This window comes from Natronosalvus halobius (genome assembly GCF_024138145.1).
GTDB lineage: Archaea > Halobacteriota > Halobacteria > Halobacteriales > Natrialbaceae > Natronosalvus > Natronosalvus halobius.
In genome coordinates, this window is sequence record NZ_CP099997.1 from 1,239,103 (window position 1) to 1,260,665 (window position 21,563).

The 21,563-nt window shown below is 66.5% G+C and carries 19 protein-coding genes; 7 read left to right on the forward strand and 12 right to left on the reverse strand.

What is annotated here, in order from left to right; translation table 11 throughout:
• Window positions 1–26: 26 nt before the first annotated feature.
• The 6 genes from NGM15_RS06015 to NGM15_RS06040 form a co-directional block, all read right to left on the reverse strand.
• Window positions 27–461 (reverse strand): universal stress protein, encoded by a 435-nt coding sequence (locus NGM15_RS06015; RefSeq protein ID WP_253436578.1) that lies wholly within the window; start codon window positions 459–461, stop codon window positions 27–29.
• 221 nt (window positions 462–682) lie between these two features.
• Entirely contained in the window at window positions 683–1,273 is a 591-nt protein-coding gene (locus NGM15_RS06020; RefSeq protein WP_253436580.1) for a 50S ribosomal protein L15e, read from the reverse strand.
• 220 nt (window positions 1,274–1,493) lie between these two features.
• Complete coding sequence (locus tag NGM15_RS06025; RefSeq protein ID WP_253436583.1) at window positions 1,494–3,140, reverse strand: hypothetical protein; 1,647 nt, start codon at window positions 3,138–3,140, stop codon at window positions 1,494–1,496.
• Entirely contained in the window at window positions 3,137–4,651 is a 1,515-nt protein-coding gene (locus tag NGM15_RS06030; protein WP_253436586.1) for a DUF58 domain-containing protein, read from the reverse strand. The genes NGM15_RS06025 and NGM15_RS06030 overlap by 4 nt, the downstream gene beginning before the upstream one ends.
• On the reverse strand, window positions 4,648–5,331 hold the full coding sequence (locus tag NGM15_RS06035) for a DUF7269 family protein (protein ID WP_253436589.1): 684 nt from the start codon (window positions 5,329–5,331) through the stop codon (window positions 4,648–4,650). Before NGM15_RS06035 ends, NGM15_RS06030 begins: the two co-directional genes overlap by 4 nt.
• Window positions 5,332–5,333: 2 nt before the next feature.
• Window positions 5,334–6,506 carry a DUF4129 domain-containing protein gene (locus tag NGM15_RS06040; RefSeq protein WP_253436591.1) on the reverse strand — a complete coding sequence of 391 codons (1,173 nt, stop codon included), beginning with the start codon at window positions 6,504–6,506 and terminating at the stop codon, window positions 5,334–5,336.
• Between the two features lie 127 nt (window positions 6,507–6,633).
• Between NGM15_RS06040 and NGM15_RS06045 the strand changes: the two genes are divergently transcribed.
• On the forward strand, window positions 6,634–7,719 hold the full coding sequence (locus NGM15_RS06045) for a M48 family metalloprotease (protein WP_253436593.1): 1,086 nt from the start codon (window positions 6,634–6,636) through the stop codon (window positions 7,717–7,719).
• A gap of 61 nt (window positions 7,720–7,780) precedes the next feature.
• Here the strand turns inward: NGM15_RS06045 and NGM15_RS06050 are convergent, their stop codons facing one another.
• Window positions 7,781–9,022 carry a trans-sulfuration enzyme family protein gene (locus NGM15_RS06050; protein ID WP_253436596.1) on the reverse strand — a complete coding sequence of 414 codons (1,242 nt, stop codon included), beginning with the start codon at window positions 9,020–9,022 and terminating at the stop codon, window positions 7,781–7,783.
• Between the two features lie 155 nt (window positions 9,023–9,177).
• Between NGM15_RS06050 and NGM15_RS06055 the strand changes: the two genes are divergently transcribed.
• Window positions 9,178–10,293, forward strand: a complete 1,116-nt coding sequence (locus NGM15_RS06055; protein WP_253436598.1) for a Gfo/Idh/MocA family protein — start codon at window positions 9,178–9,180, stop codon at window positions 10,291–10,293.
• A 78-nt stretch (window positions 10,294–10,371) separates the two neighbouring features.
• On the opposite strand, the gene NGM15_RS06060 is transcribed toward NGM15_RS06055, so the two are convergent.
• Window positions 10,372–12,558, reverse strand: a complete 2,187-nt coding sequence (locus tag NGM15_RS06060) for a S8 family serine peptidase (protein ID WP_253436601.1) — start codon at window positions 12,556–12,558, stop codon at window positions 10,372–10,374.
• Window positions 12,559–12,651: 93 nt separating this feature from the next.
• Window positions 12,652–15,462 (reverse strand): S8 family serine peptidase, encoded by a 2,811-nt coding sequence (locus NGM15_RS06065; RefSeq protein WP_253436604.1) that lies wholly within the window; start codon window positions 15,460–15,462, stop codon window positions 12,652–12,654.
• Window positions 15,463–15,796: 334 nt separating this feature from the next.
• On the opposite strand from NGM15_RS06065, the gene NGM15_RS06070 reads away from it, so the two are divergent.
• Window positions 15,797–16,483 (forward strand): CehA/McbA family metallohydrolase, encoded by a 687-nt coding sequence (locus tag NGM15_RS06070; protein ID WP_253436607.1) that lies wholly within the window; start codon window positions 15,797–15,799, stop codon window positions 16,481–16,483.
• A gap of 5 nt (window positions 16,484–16,488) precedes the next feature.
• Window positions 16,489–17,670, forward strand: coding sequence for an asparagine synthase C-terminal domain-containing protein (locus NGM15_RS06075; RefSeq protein WP_253436610.1), 1,182 nt, complete (start codon window positions 16,489–16,491; stop codon window positions 17,668–17,670).
• A 65-nt stretch (window positions 17,671–17,735) separates the two neighbouring features.
• On the opposite strand, the gene NGM15_RS18680 is transcribed toward NGM15_RS06075, so the two are convergent.
• Window positions 17,736–17,864, reverse strand: coding sequence for a hypothetical protein (locus NGM15_RS18680; protein ID WP_256499061.1), 129 nt, complete (start codon window positions 17,862–17,864; stop codon window positions 17,736–17,738).
• A gap of 227 nt (window positions 17,865–18,091) precedes the next feature.
• On the opposite strand from NGM15_RS18680, the gene gatC reads away from it, so the two are divergent.
• The 3 genes from gatC to NGM15_RS06090 all read left to right on the forward strand — a co-directional run bounded on the left by gatC (window position 18,092) and on the right by NGM15_RS06090 (window position 20,148).
• Window positions 18,092–18,370: an Asp-tRNA(Asn)/Glu-tRNA(Gln) amidotransferase subunit GatC gene (gatC, locus tag NGM15_RS06080; protein WP_253436613.1), complete on the forward strand. Its 279-nt coding sequence runs from the start codon at window positions 18,092–18,094 to the stop codon at window positions 18,368–18,370.
• A gap of 6 nt (window positions 18,371–18,376) precedes the next feature.
• Window positions 18,377–19,651, forward strand: a complete 1,275-nt coding sequence (gatA, locus tag NGM15_RS06085; RefSeq protein WP_253436616.1) for an Asp-tRNA(Asn)/Glu-tRNA(Gln) amidotransferase subunit GatA — start codon at window positions 18,377–18,379, stop codon at window positions 19,649–19,651.
• 68 nt (window positions 19,652–19,719) lie between these two features.
• The gene (locus NGM15_RS06090; protein WP_253436618.1) at window positions 19,720–20,148 is read left to right on the forward strand and encodes a DUF8048 family protein; all 429 of its coding nucleotides are present in this window, start codon (window positions 19,720–19,722) and stop codon (window positions 20,146–20,148) included.
• A gap of 64 nt (window positions 20,149–20,212) precedes the next feature.
• Here NGM15_RS06090 and NGM15_RS06095 read toward each other — a convergent pair whose 3' ends face one another.
• Window positions 20,213–20,563 carry a helix-turn-helix transcriptional regulator gene (locus tag NGM15_RS06095; protein ID WP_253436621.1) on the reverse strand — a complete coding sequence of 117 codons (351 nt, stop codon included), beginning with the start codon at window positions 20,561–20,563 and terminating at the stop codon, window positions 20,213–20,215.
• Window positions 20,564–20,638: 75 nt separating this feature from the next.
• Complete coding sequence (locus NGM15_RS06100) at window positions 20,639–21,514, reverse strand: NRDE family protein (protein WP_253436623.1); 876 nt, start codon at window positions 21,512–21,514, stop codon at window positions 20,639–20,641.
• Window positions 21,515–21,563: the final 49 nt, after the last annotated feature.

The following is a 21,563-nucleotide window of genomic DNA, read 5'->3' on the forward strand; positions in this document are numbered from 1 at the left end:
GTGCCAGAAGACCCGTATCTGCCGACTCACCGAACGATCGTTACGGGGACCGGCGACCGACGAGCGACCGTCTCCGCGACGCTCCCCAGGAGGATACGACTCGCACCCCGCCGACCGTGGCTTCCAATGACGATCTGATCGACCGGGTTCTCCTCGGCGTAGTCGATGATCGAGCGCGCGATACGACCGACGACGAGTTCGGTCTCACAGTCGACCCCGCGGTCGGCTGCCTTCTCGGCGACGTTCTCGAGTAGTGTCTCGGCGCGTTCCGTACTCTGTCGGTGAATCTCCTCGTAGTTGATCATCGCACCGCCCTCGAGACCCGGCGCCCCGTAGAGGTCGGCCGGGTCGATGACGTGGAGTCCGACGATGGTCGCGTCCGGGTGCTTCTCGAACGCGAACTCGAGAGCGTCTGCCGCGCGATCCGAGCCGTCGACCGGAACCAGGATTCGATCTCGCATGGGTGAACGTACACGTTCCAGTATGTTAATATCGGTTACCGTACCTGGCGGGCTGGAACTTGATATCAGCTCCCGTACCTGGCGGGCTTGAACGCTCGCTCGCGTGGCCCGAACCAGTTGAGCTACTCGAGCTACTCGAACGGGATCGAAAACGGTACTGACGCTCGAGAGGCGCCAGAATTCGTTCGTGGAAAGCGAGTCTCGAGCGACCGAGTGCGCGATTACTCGGAACTGCGCTTGCCGCTGTTCAGCGAGGGGCGAACGTTCTCGGTTCCCTTGCCGCGGTTGTAGAGACCGCGGTTGGACTTGCCGGCGTTGGTAAGCCCGCGGAAGGCCCGATTCTTGTGCGTGTCGGCACAGATCCAGTTGAGGTCGTCGTCGTTCTGGATGGCGGGATGGTTCGGGTCGACGAGGATCACTTCGAACCACTTCTGCCCGCCGTCTTCACCGACCCAGTAGCTGGCGAGGACGCGGAGGTTGGGGTACTTTCGGGAGACGCGCTCTTCACCGATGCGCTGAATGTTCTTCCGGCGACCGATGCGGTTGACGCCCTGGCGCTTCGTCCGACGCCCGGCCTTGTGTCGCTGCTTGCGCGCGTTCCCTTTACGGACGGCGACGCGCGTCACGACGATGCCTTGCTTCGCCTTGTAACCGAGTTCGCGCGCCTTGTCCAGTCGCGTCGGGCGCTCGATACGCTCGATGGCGCCCTCTTTGCGCCACTCCTGCTTTCGTTGCCACTGCAGTTCGCCGAGCTTGCCGTCGCCCGGGTTCTTCCATGCCTCCTTGATGTGGGAGTAGAAGCTTCGTGCCATTGGTAGTCTGCGGGCGTTTCCCGGTTCAGAAGCGATCTTGCGTTCGACACGCGAGTAGCTTCCACATTCCAACCTGTGGCGTGAGCCGAACAGGTGCCCGCCGTCGCCCGCGGACCGACGAGTCGGTTGGTGCTATCAGCGTGGCGGGTATAAGCGCTTCGAACCGTCCGTTCGCGAGTGTACGTCGACCGATAGATCGCTCGAGTCACCTACGCGCCCGTCAATATCTACCTGGCGGCGGCTGTTTGAAGTCGCCAGCCGCGTCGCTTGAGGACAGCCGGCCGAGCAACCAGAGGACGGCGATCGGAACCCCGATCAACAGGACGACGGTCAGCAACGCGTCGAGTGCGTCGACGACGGTTGCCATCGCCAGGACGAGGAGGACGACGAGGGCGGTGACGGCGAGTTGGCTTCGCAGTCCAGTTACGACACGACGTCGTGCCGCCGACAGCCATTCGGAACTCATAGCGATCGATCCGACGAGGGCGAACACCGCGAGCAGTGCCAGCGTGACCGGGGCGAGGGCGTGCCATCGCTGCCCCGGCGGTGTCACGGCGCCGATCCCGTACATGGCGAGTGCCGCGAGGGAAACCCCGACTCCGCCGACGACGACCGTCCCCATCGCGTGGACGAGTTCCGTTTGACGGCTGTCGACCGACGGCCCCAGCTGTGCGCGGAGGGCGTGACTCCGCTCGGTGAGATCCCAGACCGCAATCGCGCTCGCCACGGCGAGAAACACGCCTAACGGAGCGAGACCGAGCCGAGAGCCGACGAACGTTACGACGAGCATCGACCCGCAGCCGAGTCGCCGAAGCCATCCTCGCCAGTCGCGCAGGTCCGACGTCATGACGAGCAACTCGAGGAGGACGGCCGTCAACAACACGCCGAACGGAACCCAGACCGCCACGATCGGGTCCACCTCGACGAACGGGAGGGATGCTAGCGCGAACGCGACGGGCGGGACGACCAGGCCACCGGTGGCAAACGCGACCGTCCGGAGCGGGACGGGACCGAACCAGGCACGCGCCGGCGACGCGACCATCCAGCTGAGACAGATCACACCCGCCCCGAGAGACGCGCCCAGGAGGGCGAGGTGGAGGGCGCCGCTCTCCAGGACGAAGCGGACGAGCGAGCCGACGGTTCCCATCGCTCGCAACGTCGACTCGAACGCGTCACCGGTTCCCGGGGCCAGCAACACGACGATCCCGATCACGAGAACGTAATAGCCACCCGTCGGAATATTCCGTACCCGTTCGACGATCGATCGAACGGTCAGCGTCGACGTTCGATCCGGGAGGAGTCGCTCGAGGGCGGACCCGGCACACGCGATCAGCACCGTCGCCACCGCGGACAGCGCGAGTACGGAGAGAAAACTCGCGTACGTTCCGATCGTCATCGCCTCGAGCGTCAGTCTCGTCCCCGAAAGCACCCGTCCGACGACGCCGGTCGCCAGGGCGAAAATCCCGACGGTAACGGGGAGTGACGAGAGGGTCGAGTCACGAACCGACCAGGCGGCCGATTCCCGACTCGAGTCCCCGTCGATCCCTGCGACACCGATTGCGAGCACGGCGACCGTGTTCGCGACGACCAGGAGCAGGCCAACACCGCCCTCGTGGACAGCGAGACTCCAGCCGCCGAGGACGGTGAGCAGGCCTGTCGTGATGAGGACGCTGCCGAGGGCTCGACGAGCGAGTCGGTCTGAAGCGGCGAGTACAGCCCCCAGAGCCAGTCCGAGTGCGCCCAATCCTGCCAGCGCACCCTCCAGTCCGTACCCAGCGCCCCAGCAGACGCCGACCGTCGTTACCGCCGCGATGGTCGCGGCGAGCAAGCGAAGGTCAGTGGCTGCGACCGCACGATCCGTCTTCACGTCGACCACCGCCGTTTACTCCGGTCGACTGCGACGTGGAGCGATTCGTCGGGGCGCCACTCGACGACGCGAACGCCGTGGCTCCGGAGCGTCGATAGCCGGCGCTCGAGCGCGTCGCGCTCGAGCGTGCCGGCGAGGTCGGGTCGGTCGGCAACCCCCGGACAGACGACGGTCACCTCGTGCCCGTAGGCGCGGAACCGACGAGCGGACGCGACGGGAGCGTCGTCGAGCAGGGGCGTGACGAAGACCAGCTGTTTCTCGTCGGCCAGGTGGCGGCAGAACCGGTCGACCGCGCGGTCGCCGTGGGCGAGCCACGACGGGCGGCCAAACGAGCCACACCACTCGCCGTCGAGCAACCGACGGACGCGAGCCAACTGGTCGCGACCGGTCCGCGGGAGCAGATAGTCTCCGCGGCCGCCGTAGAGGGCGACTCCGACGCGGTTGTTCTCGGCCAGTAACGTCGTCGCCACCCACTCGGCGGCACGGATCGAAAGCGAGCGACCATCGAGTTCGCCCGGGTTCCGGACGACCGCACTCGCGTCCCGTGCGTCGACGACCACGACGACCGACGCGGCTCGCTCCTCGCGGAACTCGATGGTCGTCAACTCGCCGGTTCGCGCGAGTCGTTTCCAGTCGACCCGACGCATCGGATCGCTCGGCTGGAAGGGGCGAAGCGAGTGAAACTCCAGTCCTTCGCCCCCGACGTCGGTCTCGACCCGACCGGGGTGCTGTATCGTCTGTCCCGCGAGGGGGAGGCGCTCGAGCGCGTCGTTCCAGGTCAGGCGGTTCGCCCCATTGCAGTCGTCCTGGTCCCGATCCTGGTCTTCGACCTCGCCCCCGCTATCGAACGCATACCGCGTCCGCAGCCGTTCGCTCCCGCTCACGTTCCGGCTCTCGACGACGACGTCGCCGAAGACGTGCGTGCCGCGTCTCGGGTGAACGGCGTACTCGAACGCGAGCGATTCGCCAGGTGCCAGACTGCCGACCGTCCTGGACGCCCCGTCGAGGACGAGGTTCGTCGGCGGTTGGTCGGCCACACGTATGTCCGGTTCGGCATCGGTTCCGTGGTTGGACACCGTGACGGTAACCGAGACGGATTCGCCTGGGACGGGATCGGACGGGTCGAGCCGTCGCTCGACGGCTAACTGTGGCGACGGCGGGGTCGTCGCGTAGCCGTAGGCGGCGTAGGTCAGGGCCACGACCGACGACAGGAACACGGCGGCGTCGCGAGCGATCACGCCGACGCCGATGGCCACCAGGGCGATCCCGAGGGCGACCATCCAGCGGTCGCTCGAGATCGGTCGCTCGTCGGCGACGGTTCCCGTCGTCCGAGCGGCTGAATCGCCGCCGACGGCTTCGATCGTGTCCTTCTCCGATTTCGAGGTCAGCGGTTCGGTGCCGTCGGAAGCGGTATCGTCGACGGAGACGCTGTCGGGTTCGGACCTGGGTGCGTCGGCTCTGCCCCTACTGGATGTGTCTGCTCCCAACTCGACCGCGTTCGCGTCGCTCACGATCTCGCTCGCCTCCACGGCCGATCCTGCTTCTCGAGGTCGGGTTCATGGTCCCCGAGTCCGTTGGGGACGGTCCCCGGCATCGATTCGTCGGAGCGGTCTTCGGGGGGCGACTCCCGAAGTACCACGAGTTCCGTCACGGCCGCCTGGACCTGTCGCTGCTCGCGCCGACCGACGAGCCAGTCCCGCAACCGCGTCTGGTTCGACAACGTGACTGCGTCCGAAAGATAGGCGGCCGCCCGCGGGTCGTCCGTCCACGTCCCCGATCGAATCGCCTCTCGTGCGTCCTCCGCGTCGTAGCCGCAGTCGATCAGCGTCGCCATCACCGCGTCGGTAACGGCGATGCGCACTCGGTTCTGCGCTCTTCGTCGTCGAACCCGTTCGGCGCGATCCTCGCCGAGCGTCTGTCGTTCGAGGGCGTGCTCGACATCGTCGCCGATTCGGTCGACCGAGACACCGTCGTCGGTTGGGCCTCCGAGCCCCGAGTGTGCCCCGGCATCGGTTACCGTCGAGACGAGCACCATCGCGCCCAGGACGATCGCGACCCCACCGCCCCCGAGTACGATCGCGTCCCGGCCGATGGCCGCGCTAGCCGGCGGGAGCACCACTACACCGGTGGTCACCAGGAGCGTCGTCAGCAGAGCGCCCGCCCCGAGTACGATCAGGATCGTTCGTTTCACTCTCACTCACCGTCCCTTCCGTCGTGTCTCGAAACGATCCGCTCGTAGGCCGCTCGTGCGCGACGGACGCGAGCGTCGGTTGCCGGGTAGTTTCCGTACCGAACCTCTCGAAACGTCTCGGTGAGCGTCGAGATGGCCGACTCCGGAAAACCGGCGTCGACCGCGGCACTCGCGTACTCACCCGGCGTCTTCGACCGGTCTCGTCTCCGTGAGACGAGTTCGGTCAGTCTCGCCCAGGCCTCCTCGACCGTCTGGGGTTCAGGATCGGCCTCGGTCTCGGCGTCGTCGGTCGTTCGGCCGTCGCCTCGAGCGGCCGTCGACCGCGTCCAGGAACCGGCCTCTCGTCGAGGCAGGCTGAAGCCGTCGAAGAGCGACGCGATGCCCCCGGAGAGGGAGAACGAGCGGGAACGTCCACCGAGCGAACCCAGCGCGCCAGCGATTCCTGTCGGAAGCGAGACGACCGCGGACCTGAGTCCGCGACCGAGACCGTGTCCAACCATTCCGAGTGCCGACCCGGCGGCGCGCCCGGTTCGAACGAAGCTGTCGACGATAGCCGGCGTCACGCGCGTGAATCCGATCGTCGCCGTCATCGTCACCTGTGGGATTCGCTTGAGACGAAACCGCAGGCGAGGGAGGAATCCGTCCGGAAGAGCTACGTCCGCGTCCACGTTTCCGGGTGCTCGAGCAGGGTGTGTTCCCCGCCAGAGCAGGACCATCGGGCTGACGACGACCAGGCCGACGAGCGCGACGACAGCGGCTCGAATGAGGTCGGCACCGCCGTCCGACGTGCCGTCTTCGGGTTCGGCGGTGTCCCCGGCAGCGGTCGATTCGTTTTCGTCGTTGGCGTCGTCAGGTCCGTCGTCCGAATCGTCCGGATCGGCACTCGAGTCGGAGTCGTCACTATCTTCCTGGTCGTCCGTCGTCGATCCGTTCTCGCGTTCGTTTTCGTCGGGGCTGTCGCTTGCGTCGCTATTCGGGTCCGTCGCGTCTCCGTCCGAATCGCTCGACCCGTTCCCGCCGTCGGTCCCGGGTCCGGACTCGAGGTAGTGGTCGTCGCTCACGGCGTCCTGGTCGGGGTAGTCGCCGTAGCCGGCCGCGGGGAGGAACGCGGCGGCGGCGAGGATCGCGAAGACACAACAGGCGACGAGGGCGGCGTTGTGGCGGTCGTATCCCACACTATCACTTCGTGTGTGGTCGACCCGTAAAAATGTTACCACTGTGACCAGTAGTCAATCGGACAGGTGAGAGCGTACGACGTCGGCGCGACGAAACTATTTTCGACCGACAGGTTCAACCGGGTGCATGGCCTCCCGTGACCTCCTCGGACGCATGGCGACGACGCTCGGTGCCATCGTCCTCGCCAACCTGGTGCTCGCCCTCGTCTTCGTCACCTTGCTCGAGCCCTGGCTCGCCCCCGTTTTCGACGGCGTCGGACTCTCTCGCGGCGTCGCGTTCGCTCTCGCGACGGCCCTCTGTCTGGGATGTCTGCTCGTCGTCCAGTTGCGGTACGCCCGCCTGGAACTCCTCGCCGAAGCCGACGCCCGAGCGCTCGTCCCCGACGAGCGGCCGGAACTGACCGATCGGGTCACGCGACTCGCCGCCCAGCTAGACGTCGCCGTTCCGGCGGTCGCCGTGGCCGATACCCAGGTGGCCAACAGCTTCGCCGTCGGCAGCGTTCGTTCGGGCACCATCGTCGTCAGCGAGGGGCTCCTGGAGACGCTCGATTCCGCCGAACTCGACGCCGTCCTCGCCCACGAACTCGCACATCTGAAGAACCGCGACGCGGCCGTGATGACCCTGGCCTCGTTCCTCCCGGCGCTGATCGCCGACGAACACGTCGTCTTCGGGGATCACCTGCCGCGGTGGACTCGATCGTACGTCTACGGTGGGCTCCTGTTCGTCGCGGCACTCCTCGGGTCGTCGTTCACCGATGCGCCCGTGTTCACCCTGAACGGACTCCTACAACTCGCCGTAGCCCTGGCCGTCACCGTCGTCGTAGGCGGGATCGTTCTCGGCGTCGTCGCGACCGCCGTCGTCTTCCTCAGCCGCAGCCTTTCGCGCCAGCGGGAGTTCGTCGCCGACCGCGCTGGCGCTCTCACCACCGGTGATCCGGCGACGCTCGCGGGCGTCCTCGAGCGACTCGACGGACACTCGAACGCCCCCGTGGAAGACGCACGAAACGATGCGGAGGCGACGTCCGGCGGGCACTACCGTGGCCTCGAAGGAATGTGCTTGCTTCCGCACGGTTTCGATCGGTCACGGGAGGGAGCGACGGATGGTGGCGACCCTCTCCAGGTGGATACTTACGCCCATCCCTCGACGATCGAGCGTATCGCACGGCTTCGAACGTTGGCTGCTGAACTGGAACGCGCGCCATATGCGGAGTGAAATTCGGAGTCCGAACGAGGAACGGCCGTAGTCGTCATCGGAGACGGTACCAAAAACGTCCTCAGTCGTCCGCTGCCACGGACGGCGCATCGAGCGCCGCGAATCCCGACTCGAGGTCAGCGAGCAGGTCGTCGATCGACTCGACGCCGACGGACACGCGAATCAGCGTATCGGTGATGCCGACGGCTTCTCGCTCCTCCCGCGGAAGGGGCTCGTGAGTCATCGCCGCTGGAAGTTCGATCAGGCTCTCGACGCCGCCGACGCTGACCGCGAGGGTGAACTCCTCGAGCGCCTCGAGGAACCGCTTCGCATCCTCGAGTTCGCCCGCGAGTTCGAACGAGAGGATGCCGCCGAAGCCCTCCATCTGGTGGGCCGCGAGGTCGTGTTGCGGGTGGGACTCGAGGCCGGGATAGTAGACGTCGGTGACGGCGTCGTGGCCCTCGAGGAACTCGGCGACGGCCATCGCGTTCGCCTCGTGCTGGCGCATGCGCATCGGGAGGGTCTTGAGCCCCCGGAGGACGAGGTAGCTGTCGAAGGGCGCGAGCATGTCGCCGACGCCGACTTGCTGCTGGAACCGGATCTCTTCGGCGAGATCATCGTCGCTCGTGACGACGGCTCCACCGATGGAGTCCGAGTGACCGTTCAGGTACTTCGTCGTACTGTGTGCGACGACGTCGGCGCCCAACTCGAGCGGACGCTGGAAGTAGGAACTGGCGAAGGTGTTGTCCACGCCAAGCAGCGCGTCGTAGCTCTCGGCAATTTCTGCGATCGCGGCCACGTCACACAGGGTCATCCGGGGGTTCGTCGGCGTCTCCATCCAGATCACGACCGTCTCGTCGGTAACGGTACCCTCGAGAGACGCCACGTCGCTCCCGTCGACGAACGTCACGTCCACGTCGAGGCGGTCGCGAAACACCGACTCGAGCATCCGCCGGGTGCCGGCGTAGAGGTCGTCGCCAGCGACGAGGTGATCGCCGGGTTCGACGCTAGAGAGCAGGGTCGTGAAGATGGCTGCGGTACCCGAGGAGAAGGCCATCGCGTGTTCGCCGCCCTCGAGGCTCGCCAGGCGTTTCTCGAGGGCGTGTCGCGTCGGGTTCGAGAGTCGAGAGTAGAGGAACTCGCCGCGGTCGGGGTCGACGTCTTCGAGGCTGAGGTCGGTGTCGAGTCCGGGGAGGGCGAACGTCGACGAGAGGTGGATGGGGGTGGTGACGTCGCCCGCCTCGCTCCCCACGCGGAACGGCTCCTCGCCGGCGGTGACAGCCCGGGTCTCGAACGCGGCAAAGTCACGATCTTCCTGTTCCATACTCGATGTCCACGATAGATTACGGGTAATAACTTTCCATCTACCAGTAATATTTGCCTCGCTCTCGTATTATCGGCAGCTATTTTTCACCCGAAGACAGGGAGAATCGAGTCGAGACGCAAACCAATAACTACCGTGCAGATGGATATCCGAGTATGAGTCTCTCCGTCGGGGTACTGGGGTATCGATTCATGGGCAAGGCGCACGCGAACGCGTTCGCACGGCTCCCGATGTTCTTCCCCGAGGCGCCGGACGTCGAGCGGCAAGTGTTGATCGGCCGTGACGAGGACGCCCTCGCGGACGCCGCTGACCGCCTGGGCTTCGCGTCGACCGCCACCGACTGGGCCGACGTCGTCGACGATGTCGATGTCTTCTACAACCTCGGGCCGAACCACGTCCACGCCGAACCAACCATCGCCGCCCTCGAGGCCGGCACCCCCGTCTTCTGTGAGAAGCCACTCGCGCCAACGCTCGAGGCCGCCGAGGAGATGGCCGAGGCGGCCCGCGAGGCCGGCGTCCCCGCCGGCGCCGCGTTCAACTACCGGTTCGTGCCAGCGATTCAGTACGCGAAGAACCTGCTCGAGGCGGGCGAGTTGGGGGAGATCCACCACGTCCGCGGGCGCTACCTCCAGGACTGGCTGGTCGACCCCGAGGCCGAGTGGTCCTGGCGAAACGACGAGGAGATGGCCGGGTCGGGCGCACTCGGCGACCTGGGCTCGCATACGGTCGACCTCCTGCGTTTTCTGGTCGGGAGCGACGACCTCGCAGGCGAAATCGAGCGCGTCAACGGACATCTCCGAACGTTCGTCGACGAACGGCCCACCGGGGACGGGGAGACGCGCCCTGTCACCGTCGACGACGCCTACTCCGCACAGGTCGAGTTCGCGAACGGGACGATGGGCACGCTCGAGGCTTCGCGATTCGCCACGGGGCACAAGAACGACCACACGATCGAGGTTCACGGTTCGAAGGGGAGTTTGAAATTCTCCCTCGAGCGGCTGAACGAACTCGAGGTCCTGCACGAGGGCAACCGGGGTTACGAGACCGTGCTGGTCACCGACGAGGACGACCCTTACGTCGATCACTGGTGGCCGCCGGGGCACGTTATCGGCTGGGAGCACACCTTCGTCCACGAGAACTACGAGTTCCTCTCGGCCGTCGACGCGGGTGAGGAGTACGAACCGAGCTTCGAGGACGGACTGGCAGCCCAGCGGGTCCTCGACGCCGTCGAGCGAAGCGACGAGCGCGGGGAGTGGGTGACCCTCGAGTAGTCGGGAAGCGTCGCGGAACTGTTTTCCTGAAGGATGCCGCTCGAGTCGAACCTCGAACCGAAATGAAGTCCGGCCGCCTCAGGTTTCCACGCCCAGGACGGTGTTATCGTCGGCATCGCCGAACGCCACCCAGTCGTCGTCCGTTTTGGCTGCGTTCGCCTCACCTGGGCCGAACGTGTACGTCCCCGTCTCTTCGGGTGCCTCCGCAAAGTAGGTGAACGTGGCCGTCTCACCCGGAACCGCGGTCCCGAAGTAGACGAATTGCACGTCGCCGTCCTCCTCGACGCGCTCCACGTCGCCGTAGGCGTCGTCGACTGACCACTCGACGGGGACGACGTCCCGCACCATTGCTTCGTGTGAGACCGACTCGACGGTCACGTCGACGCGATTGGTCTGGCCGGCGGTGAACGCCGACCCGTCGTCCTCGCGAGCGCCCGCCACCTCGAGCGTCTCGGGCGTGTCGGGATCGGCCAGTTCGACGTCGTTGTGCTTCGCGAAGTCACCGGCCTCCGCTCGCCGAACGGCTGACGGCGCGTCGACGAAGCCGGCGCCGGCGTTCCACGGGGTGTAGGCAGTGTGGGCGTCGCGGGCCTGGGATTCAACCGTGTAGATAACGTCCGCAGGCGACCAATCGTGGCCGTTCTTGCGCGCGGCGTCGATCACCAGGGCACAGATGCCGGCGGCCGCCGGGCAGGCCATGCTCGTCCCCGTCATCGGCGAGTAGTAGAGTTCCTCGTCCGGCTCGAGGGCGTCCAGCGGGTCGGTCGGGCCGACCGTACTCATCACGGAGTTACCCGGGGTCGCAACGCCGGGGCGGTAGAGCCCGACTGGCCGATACCGATACGGTTCGCCGAGCTGTTCGAACGCCTCGAGGTCGATCTCGTAGGTAACTACGACGTTGGTCGCGGGTTCGACCTCGATCCAGTACGTCTCGCCGCCCTCGACGTCCGTCGTCAGCGTCCGGTGCTGGTAGACGGGCTCCTCGCCGAGTTTGGCGACTTCCTCGCCGTCTTTCGAGCCCCGGTGGACTGTCAGCGTGATCTGCTCGCCGTCTGGAGTCAACGACAGGTCGAGCTCCAGGACGTCGGCGTTTTTCGGCGCGACCCACTCGTAGTAGTCGCTGCCGGTACCCGTAGGGCCGAGTTCGCCCGTCCACGAATCGGTGTCGACGACGTACTGCCCGCGAGTCATCGCGGCGTGGAACTTCTCGAGGTTTCGCAGGGCTTTCCGGCGGTCGTAGTTGGTCTCACGCTCCTCGTCGGGCGTGCGCCCGCGAGAGGAGAAATCTGTGACGTGCTTGTCGTCACGGGTGGCTGCCACGCCGAGAACGTGGGGCGCCTTGGCGAACCGCGAGAGGGTGTCCGAATCGGGCCCGTCGTTGCCCGCCGCGAAGACGGGGACGATCCCGCGCTGGAACGCCTCCCAGGACGCGACGTTGACGGGGTCGTTCGGGTTGTACCGCATGTCGCGGGCGACGCCGTAGGAGTTCGAGACGACGTCGGGGTCGAAGTCGTCATCGGGGTCGTCCGCCCGGGCCAGCATGTGGTCCCACGCGCCGACGACGAACGGGAGGTAGACGGCCTCGTTAGTCGAGTACACCGACACGCGGGCCCCGGGAGCCATCCCGCGGTACTGCCCGTCGCTCGCCGCTCCGTCGCCGGCGACGATACCGGCACAGTGGGTACCGTGCCCCAGGTCGTCGGTGTCTGCCTCGGATCCGAGGTCGATCCAGTCGGGGTCGGGGTCTCCCAGCGGATTGTCGACCCACTGCCAGTTCGACTCGAGTCGCCCGTCGAAGTCGGGGTGCGGCCCGGAAAAGCCCGAGTCGATGACGACGGTGTCCACCGACGAGCCGTCGTAGCCGAGGTCCGACTGAACCACGTCGGCGCCCGTGGCCTCGCGGGAGTCGTCGTTGTAAAACTCGAGGTCGACGGCCTTGGCGACCCGTCGAACGGCATCCCAGTCGGCGACCGTGGTGAGCTGGTCGCCGGTCAGGGCGGTGTAGGCCATCGGGAGGACCTCGTACTCGACGAGTCCCGCCTGCAGGTCGAGGTCTCCGAGGAGGCCGACCGATTCGGCGTCGTCGAAAACGACGATCACCTCCTGAAGCACGTCGGTCGCGGTGTCGAGCAGGCCGTCGAGCACCGACGTGTCCGTGTCCGCTGCCGCGGTTCCCGAGAACGGGAGGAGCGAGGCCGCGCCGGCGGCGCCGGCAGTCCTGAGTACTGTGCGTCGGTTTACGTGTCGTGACGTGTCCTCTGACATCGTGAAAGTAGATTCGTATCGGTAGTGGTACGCTTCGAGACTCGAGCCATCGTTCGAACCGCGGACTCGAGGCTCGAGGCGGTGAACCGGGTTCTAGGTGCTCTGACCGACGACGACATTCGAGTCGCTCGTTCCCGAAACCGCGACCCAACCGTCGCCTGCGTCGACCTCGGCAGGGCCGAAGTCGTAGGTGTCGCTCAGCAGCAGTTCGTCGGGCGCCTCGACGAAGTACTCGACCGACGTGTCGGTGTCAGCCGCGGCCGTCCCGAAGTAGACGTACTGGACGCCCTCGCCCTCCTCGACGCGGGTGACGTCGTCGGAGTACTCGGTCAGAACGTCCCACTCGGCGGGGACGACGTCCCGGAGTTCGGCGTCGGCACTCGGGTTCGCGGTCAACTCGACGTGGTTGGTCTGGCCGCCCGTGAAGACGCTGGCGTCGTCGTCGCGGGTGCCGTCGACGAAGAAGCCGTCTTCGACGTCCACCGAGAGATCGAGGTGGACCTGCACATCGTCGCCGTTGACGCAACTCGGAACGTTGACCAGTTTCGCGACGACGAACACCGTCTGCTCGCCCGCGTCGCGGCCGAACGAGACGGACGTCTCGGCGGTTCCGTCGAGCCCCTGGGCCCGTCCAAGCACGTTCGGCTCGCCGTTGTCGGCCGGATTCGCGGCATCGTAGACGAACAGGTCGATGTGCGGATCACCCTTCGCCGCGCCCTTGTCGCCGCCCGAAAGGTGGCTGACCTGGACGTTCGCGGTGACCGTGCCCGGTCCGGCCTGCACGTAGCCCGCTGCAGCGCGCTCGTCTTCGGGGACGTTCAGGCCGACGACCTCGCTCGATGTACCCGACAGTTCTCGGGTCACGGCGTCGATGGCCGGGCCGGGGTTCACGCGACCGTACCCCTCGAACGGGTCCCGCCCGCCGAAGTCGTACGTCGGTGCCTTCGCGCGGTGGTACGGCGCAGCGGTGAGCGCCGTCTCCGACGCGGTGGCGAGCAGCACCTGCTTGAGGCGCATCACGTCGTCGAAGTCCGTCTCCGCGGGTTCGGGCAGCGCGATGCTCGAGGGCGCGTCCTCCTCCATCGCCTGGGCGACCAGCCCGGCAGTGCCGTTCGTGTACGGGGAGGCCATCGACGTGCCGGCCTTGCCGGTGTAGCCCCGGATCGGCGCCTGTTCGTCCTCCGGCTGATCCGCGACGCCGGTGTCGGCCGCGTTGGCTGTATCCGTCACGTACCCGCCCGGTGCGGTGACGTCGGGTTTCATGTACGTGTCGTAGTCCTCCTCGTCGATGCCGCCGATACCACCGCTCGAGTACGCCGAAATACCGTCGAGCGGGCCGGTCGCGACGACCGAAATCGCCTCGTCCGCGACAGCCGGCGAGCCGTTCCCGTTGGCCGGCGTTGCAGCGTTGCCCGCCGCCGCGACCGACAGCACGCCCGCGTCGGCGATTTCCTTGATTCGAGCCGGGATTCGGTCGAGCGTACCCGCCGCTGCGCCCAGCGGCAGGCCGCCGACGTAGCCCCAGGACATGTTGACCGCGCGCATGTTGAACAGGTCGGCGAAGTCCTCGGCGTGTCGACCCAGGTCCTCGGTCGGACCCGAGAGCCCCTGCAGGCACACGAGGCTCGCGTTCGGCGCGACACCGGAGTGGAAGCCATCGTGTTCGCCGGTTCGGTCGGCGGCGGTCTTGTCGGGGTCGATGAACGCACCGGCAGCGACGGAATCGACGTACGCAGACGTCGCCAGTTCGCCCTCGGCCGTCCGAACGTATACCGTATAGGTGCCCGATTCCTCGGCCGGTGTTACCGCGGTCACGTTGTCCTGGACACCCTCGTCGGTGTCGAGCGTGGTCCGCTCGAGCGTTCGCCCGTCGGGTCCCTCGATCAGGACCTCGATGAGTTCGCCGTACGCGGAACCGAAGACCCCCGTGCCGGCGTCGGCCTCGACCTCGTAGGCGAGGTAATTGCCGGTCACCGCCGAGAGCGCGGTGCGAGGTTCGTCGGTCTGGACCGTGTCCGGGTCGACGGCACTAGCCCGGCCGCTCCCGCCCATGATGGACGCGCAGTGGGTCCCGTGGCCGTTCTCGTCGCGCGGTCGTTCGTAGAACCCGTAGCGAGAGCCGGCGTCGTACCAGCCCACCGTCTTGGGGGTGTCGGCCGTCGGCGTGCCGTCGGTTCCCTCGAAGACGACGCTCGAGTCGTAGGTCGTTCGCTCGCCCTCGTACGCGAAGTACGTGCCCGAAATCTCGTACTCCGAGAGCGTGTTGATGTACGCCTCGGCGACGAACCGGTATCGCCGGTCGGGCGCAACCGACGCCCGGATCGTCTCCGGCATGTCCGCCGAAGCGGCCCGCGCGGCGGTCTCCCACTGGCCGTCGACGTACTCGTCGAGTCGGAACTCGAGGTCGTTGGTGTTCTCGACGAACGGCGACCACGAGAGCGAGGCGTCCAGTTCCTCGACGCCGCTGGGTGTCGTGAACTCGTGGTAGACCTCCTCGCCGGAGACGAACGTCCCCGGTCCCATCGTTCCCGAAAAGGACTCGGCGTCGCCGGTCTCGACGCGCTCGAGGTCGTTCTCGTCCGGTTTCGTGAGTTTGACCTGATCGTCCTCGACGAACGCCTGGACACCGTTCCACGGCCCGAGATCCGGATGCCGCGAGTCCAGGCCGGAATCAGTTAGCGCAATCGTCCGGTCGGTTCGACCGCGATATCCTCGATCCCAGGCGTGACGCGCCTCGAGCACCCGCCAGTTGAGAAATCGTGGATCGATGTCGTCGGTCGCTCCTACGGTGTTCGTCGCTGCCCCACCGGCCAGCGCCGCCCCTACAGCGACCCCGGTCGCTTTGACGAATGTTCGACGTGAGAACCCGGTTCCCCTCTGCTTATCTCCGTTACTCCCTGACATGGGATGTGAACGCGTATTCCAACGTGGTTTATAACATAAACGGTTGTGACAAACCGATCCAAATGAAGCTACATATTTGTAGAACGTATGGATTGAACGAAGTTTCTTGTTGATGTTTACAGACTTCGACGAACCATCGAGTTCCGCGAATCGCGCTCGAACCCAGTGACCACCTGGTCCAGAGTCGTCCAGGTCCGCCCCGAGAGCGGTTCACTATCGAACGGCCTCTATTCAGTACGTAGTCGGCCAAATACGTACAATTCGGAAGCCACCATCGGCCGCAACCGATCGGCAGTATTTTGTCCGGCCCGGCACGAGTACGACCCAGAGAACCGTGTTGTCGGTCGAACTCCACGTCCACTCGTCGCTCTCGTACGACGGCCGCGACCCGGTCGAGTTCATTCTCGAGCAAGCATCGGCCGTCGGCCTCGACGCCATCGCGATCACCGATCACGACGAAATCGCCGCGAGCCTCGAGGCCGTCGAACGGGCCCCGAACTACGGCCTCGTTGGCATTCCAGGCATGGAGATTTCGAGCAAAGCGGGCCACATTCTCGGATTCGGCATCGCCGAGGCCGTCCCGCCGGGGCTCTCCTATGAGTCCACCCTCGAGGCGATCCGTGAGCAAGGCGGCATCGCCGTCGTCCCCCACCCGTTCCAGGAATCCCGACACGGCGTGATGGCCCGGGTATCGCGCGCCGACCTCGCACAGGCGGACGCGATCGAAGTCTACAACTCCCGCCTGTTGACCGGACGGGCGAACCGCCAGGCCGAACGCTTCGCGCGCTCTCGAAACCTGCCGATGACCGCCGGGAGCGACGCCCACATCGGCGAGATGGTCGGCCAGGCGGTCACGCGCGTCGACACCGACGAGCGTTCGGCCGACGCGATCCTGGAGGCCATCGCCGACGGACGGACGACGATCGAGGGGAAGCGAACGCCCTGGCACATCAGCTTCCGCCAGGCCGCCGGCGGCGTCAAGCGCCGGATCAAGGGCGGGGTCTTTCAGCTGTTTCGATGACGGGTATGGATTCCGGTTGCGATTCCGATTCCGATTCCGATTCTCGTGGCGGTACCGAGGGACACCCCATTCGGGGCGCCTCGGCCACCCGCATCCGCGACGCCCTCGAGACGCGCGACCCTTTCCCCGGAACCGCTGGGTTCGCCGGCTGGATCGACGACGCGCTCGTGCGTGACGTCCTCGGTCGCGTTCCGCTGTTCGTCGAGGAACCCGTTCTCGAGGGAGATGTCTCGCTGGCCCCCGATCGAGTGGCGTTTTCGCCCGAATCCCTGGCGGCCCCGGTACTCGTTCCCGCAGGCTCCCGCCTGGGACCGTCGGGGCTCGAACGGATCTGGTCACTTCCCGAAATCGACGTCTCGGAATCAGGGGTCGACGGAAGAGACGATGCTACCGCCATCGACGCCGTCGACGACGCCATCGCCACCGCTATCGACGCCGTCGATGCGCGAAACGTCGCCGTCGCCTTCTCCGGTGGCGTCGACTCTGCACTCGTCGCCGAGTTGCTCGACGCGCCACTGTACGTCGTCGGCTTCCAGGACAGTCACGATGTCGAAGCCGCTCGCACGGCCGCCGAGGCGATGGGCCGAGACCTGACCGTCGTCTCCCTCGAGCCGAGCGACCTCGAACGCGCGACGCCCGCGGTCGCCCGAGCCATCGGGCGAACGAACGCCATGGACGTTCAGATCGCCCTGCCGCTGTACCTCGTGGCCGAACGAATCGCCGCGGACGGCTTCGACGCGATGGCCGTCGGCCAGGGGGCCGACGAACTCTTCGGTGGGTACGAGAAGGTCGTCCACCTCGATCACCGGGTCGAGGCCGAGACGGTCCGCGGTGCGGTTCGGGAACAGATCGAGACGCTCCCGGCACAGCTACCGCGAGACGTCCTGGCAGCCGAAGCCGCCGGCGTTTCCCCCGTCGCGCCGCTGCTCCACGACGCCGTCGTCGAGGCGGCGCTCGCGCTCCCCCCGCACCTGCTCGCCGACGAGGACGAGCGAAAGCGGGCGCTCCGGGCGGTCGCCAGTCGATATCTCCCCGACTCCGTTGCCCGGCGAGAGAAGAAGGCCGTCCAGTACGGCAGCCTGGTGGCCCGCGAACTCGACCGTCTCGCCCGCCAGGCCGGGTACAAGCGACGGATGGACGATCACGTCACGCGGTACGTGTCGTCGCTTCTCTCGAGCGATAGCTGATCGATGAATGACCGCGTGGAACGGGCGGTCGACGAGCGGACGAGCGGACGACTCGAGACGCCCGCTTAGGTCCAGTCGCCGAGACAGCGCGAGGAACAGAAGTGAAGGTCGACCGTCTCCGATGGCTCGCTCTCGAGGTGCGTCTTGAGCGTGTACGCGACCGAGTCGTTCGTGGCACAGTTATCGCATTCCATACGACGTCAATCGTCACTCCCTACCCTTACTATGGGGTCGTTAACGCGCCTCGAGCGGCGGAAATCCGTCGTTTCAGACGAGTCAAGGCGGGCCTGAACGCACTGGCCTGCACGAAGTCGCCCGGCCCGATGGATCCAAACTCACTCGCGAGCACGCCGAGAGACGACAGTCGCCCGATCCCCGGCGTATCGAAACCCTTACTCCCCGGTGCCCTCAGTGGTCGCATATGAGCGAGGACGCCGTCACCCCCGAGGCCGTCCGCCACGTCGCGGCACTGGCCCGGGTCGACCTCGAGGACGACGAGGTCGACCAGTTCACCGAGCAGTTCGCCGACATCCTGGCCGCCTTCGAGACGCTCGATTCGGTTCCGGACGTCGACACCGACGCCGACCTGACGAACGTCATGCGCGCCGACGAGGTCCGAGGCAGCCTCGAGACGGATACGGCGCTCCGGAACGCGCCGGACAGCGAGGACGAGTACTTCAAGGGGCCGAACGTCTCCTGATCAGCCATGAGCGAGGACATCTTCATCACCGAGACGACCATCGACGGGGCCGACGACGGGCCGCTGGCCGGCCAAACGGTCGCGGTCAAGGACAACATCTCCACGGCGGACGTGCGAACCACCTGCGGATCGAGGATGCTCGAAGAGTACGTCCCGCCGTACGACGCCACGGTCGTCGGCCGTATTTCGGAGGCGGGTGCCACCATCGTCGGTAAGGCCAACATGGACGAGTTCGGCATGGGCACGACCACCGAAACCTCCCACTTCGGCCCGACGGACAATCCCGCCGCACCAGGACACGTCCCCGGTGGCTCCTCCGGTGGCTCCGCCGCGGCCGTCGCCGCCGGCGAAGCCGACATCGCGCTGGGTTCGGACACCGGCGGGTCGATCCGCTGTCCCGCCGCGTTCTGCGGCGTCGTCGGGATCAAGCCCACCTACGGCCTCGTCTCTCGGTATGGCCTCGTCGCCTATGCCAACAGCCTCGAGCAGATCGGCCCACTGGCGGCGACCACGGAAGCGGCCGCGGCCCTCCTCGACGTCGTCGCCGGGCCCGACGAGTACGACGGGACGACCCGCGAGGATCCCAACGCCGACCGAGGAACCTATGCCGAGGCGGCCGACGGCGATGTCGACGGCCTCACCATCGGCGTCCCCACGGAACTGCTTGAAGGCGCTGAGGAGGGCGTCGTCGAGACCTTCTTGGACGCTATCGGCACGCTCGAGGACCAGGGTGCCTCTTACCACGAGGTCAGCCTCCCCTCCGTCGAACACGCCGTCGAGGCCTACTACGTGATCGCGATGTCCGAAGCGTCCTCGAACCTGGCGCGCTTCGACGGCGTCCGGTACGGACACTCGGGCGGCTACGAGGGCAACTGGAACGAGTCGTTCTCGACGGCGCGCGCGGAAGGGTTCGGCCCCGAGGTCAAACGCCGCATCCTCCTCGGTACCTACGCGCTCTCGGCGGGCTACCACGACAAGTACTACAAGAAGGCCCAGGACGCCCGCGCGTGGGTCAAACAGGACTTCGACGCGGCGCTCGAGGAAGCCGACGTGCTCGCCTCGCCAACGATGCCGGTCACCCCGTTCGAACTCGGCGAGAGCCTCGACGACCCGCTGCAGATGTACCTGGCCGACGCGAATACGGTCCCAGTCAACCTGGCGGATCTGCCAGCGATTTCGGCACCCGCCGGCGAGACCGGTGGCCTCCCGGTGGGTATCCAGTTCGTCGGCCCCGCCTTCGGCGAGCGCCGCCTCGTCCGAGCGGCGAGCGCGCTCGAGTAGCGCGCTCTACGTAGATTTATATACTAGATTCACGAATCGTGACATGAGCGTATAGCGGGAAGGTATCTATGAAGATTACACCGGATCTGGAAGTCGAGTTTGAAGAAATCGAGTTCGACGAGTTCTCTCGCGCCTGCGACCTCGTCGAGGAGTACTTCGGCGAGGCGATCGACGACGTCGCCCTCCACGCGCCGGTCTCACGACGCCAGCTCGTCGCCGTGCTCGCGCGTGCCCAACTCTCGGGCCGTCAGCTGGCGATCGACGGACTGACCGACGAGGGCGAGATGGTCTACCAGTCGAACGACGAGACGCTCCTCTGGCTCGACGGCGACTTCTGGCTCGACATGCGCGGACTTCACCACCTCAGTCCCGACGAAGGGCGGGCGGCGCGCGAAGTTCATCGCCGCCTCATCGAAGCGATCGACGGCGACGTTCCCTACTACAACCGCGAGCGAGATCCGTTCGTGTTGATCGAACGGCGTCCCGACGGCGTCTGAAAGCGATCCGATTTTTGGGCGAAAATCAGCGAAACTCGAAACTCGAAACCCGAAACGTGAGCCGTTACTCCTGGTAGGCCAGGTTCATGATCCACTGCGAAAAGGCGTCGCTGTTGGGATCGACCTCCTCCTCGCCGATGAACGGCGAAAGCATATCGCCAGCCATCAACAGGGTGAAATCGAGGTCTCGAGCCGTCGGCGTGATGTAATAGGTGTTGTGTCCATTGTAGACGGTTTCCTCGCGGTCGACGAGTTCCTTCTCGACCAGGGACTCGACGATTCGACTCCCCTTGCGCGAGGAGACGCCGAGTTCCTTCCAGAAGTCGCTCTGGTGGATCCCGCTCGTCTGCCGGACGAGTTCGAGGCCCGCGAACTCGTCCTCCGACAGCTCCGCTTCGGCGGCCGAGACGCTCATCGCAACTCCCCTCCGACCATACCGACCGCTCCTGGTTCCGGCGCGTTCATACCCGATCCACCGGTCGCAAGCCGCTTAAATGTGCCCTTCGCGGTCGGTCCAGTTCTCGACTAGTGGCTCGAGTGGGCGCTCCAGGCGACCCCCGGCGTCGACCTCGACGTCCCGATACGGCGTTCGACACGGCGGGCCGTCGGCGAACGCGTACCCTCGCCGGTCCCCGAGGACGATCAGCGACGACGACCGCGTACCGTACCCGTCTCCGTGGACGCAGACCCCGTACTCGTGATCGCCGAGGACCGTTCGGGCCTGCTCCAGCCACTCGAGCGCCGGCGTGCGGGTCGAGCCTACGTCCGAAGACCGGACACCGTCGGTCGAGGGCGCCTCCGCTGCGTCGGATGCCAGGTCGACCGCCGCGGCGGAGAGGTCCCGCTGCACGCGGCGGGCGTTCTCGGCCTGGGCTGTCGCAGCGTCCGCTCGCCCGTGTGGAATCTCGAACGTCTCGTCGAATCCGACGTTGACGACGACGTGCACGCCCGGTTCGAGCGTCGTCGTCCGCAGCCTGCCGTCCCACTCCAGGACGAAGGCGTCGTCGCGGTCGGCTACCACGAGACTGAATCCCTCGAACTCCACGGCATCGACGGCCTCCGCTACGAACGTCCGGGCCTCGAGTGCGGACGGTCGTGAGAGCACGTCGGCGACGAGGCGGCCGCGAGAGCGCTCGCCCGCGAGGTCGGCGTCGGTCCATCGGTTCGTGATTCCCACGAACAGGTTGTGGTCGTTGAACCCGATCCAGGTGCCGCCGGCCTCGGCGTCACGCGGGGCGACGACGAGGGGATCGGTCACGTACAGGTCCGGGGATTCGCTGGGTCGTTCGAGACCCTCGTCGCGGTTGGCGGCGACGACGACCGGCGCTTCCTCGAACACCTGCCAGGCGAGCGTCAGGGTGCACACGTTGGAAAGGACGGGGGCGACGCCCTTAGCGTTTTAGCAGACCTCACCG